Raw genomic sequence first — 2,204 nt, forward strand, 5'->3', positions numbered from 1 at the left:
ATCTGTTCTTCAAGAACAAATTCCAGAAGAATTAAGAAACCTTACGATTAGTCTTCTTACTAATGAAAGGCAAGGCATGAAACAACTCGAAAATGCAGTTCAATCATTAGCTACGCTGGTATGCAAAACAAACCTAAAAGAATTAAAACAAGATGTAATTTCTTCTGAATCACGAGTTATTCAGTTGGAGAAAGAGATTTCTGGAATTGATAAAAAAATAAAAGATTTTGGTTTAAAACAGCTAAAACTTATTGATTCAGGTCTTTCAGGAAAGGCTGGAGAAATAACTGCACTAGAGTTAGCTCAGTATGTTATCAACAATACTGCGAGCTATAATTGGTTTTCTGATAAATTAGGTTCTGATAATAAATATAATCCTCAATTTTCAGATAAAGATATAGCTACAATAAGATTAGCTAGGAGAGAGGTAGGAATAGATATTTCCTATGTAGGTAAGTACATACCAAACATACAAGACTTACCGGATACAGAAAATATAGTATCTATTCATGACGACCTTTCAAATTCTGCTAGAATTGCAGAAAAAACAAAAAATACTCATACTCCACTTTTAGCTGTTTCAGTCGATAAATCTGTTGAACGAGCGAAAAAATTAATTAATCCATTAAATAAACTATCCAGATTAATTACTGATATTGATGATTTTAAATGGCTTCGAAATATTTATATCGCATGGGTTAATCCTACATCAAGTGACAGTACAGAATTTTTCGAGGCCATAATTCTTGAAATGTCTTCTTTAATTAAAGTTAGACAAAAATTCGTAAGAACATTTGTTGAAATTAATGACCCTTCAAATGTTATTGAGGACGTAAATGATGCATTAACAAATATTATTAAAGGGAAAAAATCTTTTAGTATTTTTTCTTTTGGACATCAAGATGCTAAAACCATTATTGATAAAGTTAAAGTTGATGGTGATAAGCCAAACAAGATTGAGGATTGGGGCTTAGTTAAAGATTATGTTGAATTTCAAATTAATGTAAGAAAATTTATTGTCAAATGGAATCATCTAGGAAAAGAGATAGACTTACCAGTTTTATCGTATTCATATGGTGATGATTTTAAGGAAATACAAAACATTCACAAATTAGTTAATAACGCGTCCCAAATAGCAAAAAAAGAATTAAATATAATAAAATCAGAAGCTAAAGAATTATTCCCTCATGGAATTAATATTGAAAATTTAGCTCTGAATAAAAATGAAATTGAAAGGTTAATTATATCAATAGAACTCAACACATCAAGAATTACCTTAGGTTCACAACGTTTAAAATTAAAGGATTTAACAAATAAACTAAAGGAATCAGATGGAGATATATCGAATAGAATGATGGATTTTGTTAACAATTCTATTGGAAATCTGATGTATACATCAGATACAATAATGCAACAGTGGCAAGAATTCATAGCTGAACTTGATAAATTAAGGAAACTTTCAAATCACTTTAATTCTATTACTGAGGTTTCAGAAAAAATATTAAGTTCAGGAGCACCTGATTGGGCAAATAAATTAAAAACAGAACCTTTAGCATCAACTGAAGACAATTTAACACCTATAGATTGGTATGACTCATGGAAGTGGAAAAGGCGAGAACAATATTTAAAAGAAATTGACAGTCGTGAGGAATTAAAGGAACTGTCTGCAAAAAGAAGTCGTCTTGATGTTGATTTAAAAAGGTCTTTTTCTGAATTGATACAGAAAAAAACTAGTATAGGGCTTCACTTGAATATGACTGAACGCGTACAAGGAGCGTTAATGCAGTTTGTATCGGCTGTCTCCCACATAGGTAAAGGAACCGGAAAAAGAGCACCAAGGCATAGAAGAGACGCTTACAAAGCGATGCAAGAATGTTATTCAGGAGTTCCTTGCTGGATCATTCCTACCTGGCGTGTGAGTGAGATTTTACCTTCTAATTTCGGTTCCTTTGACTTGGTTATCATTGATGAAGCATCTCAATCAGATATTACTGCATTGCCAGCTATTATGAGAGCTAAAAAGTTACTTGTTGTTGGAGATGATAAGCAAGTAAGCCCGACAGCGGCATTTCTGGCTGAAGAGAAAATATTGCAACTTAAACATAATTTTCTTACAGATCAGCCATTTTCTGCATTATTACTTCCTGGAGTTTCTATTTATGATCTTGCAAGCGCCATATTTCCAAGTCAACGAATTATGCTCA

At 31.9% G+C, this 2,204-nt stretch carries 1 protein-coding gene; it reads left to right on the forward strand.

The genetic code is table 11. The features are described 5' to 3' along the window. A partial coding sequence (locus CDZ78_RS19725) for an AAA domain-containing protein (RefSeq protein ID WP_280175611.1) occupies positions 1 to 2,204 on the forward strand: 2,204 nt, incomplete at both ends.

This window comes from Bathymodiolus platifrons methanotrophic gill symbiont (genome assembly GCF_002189065.1).
Taxonomy (GTDB): Bacteria; Pseudomonadota; Gammaproteobacteria; order Methylococcales; family Methylomonadaceae; genus Methyloprofundus.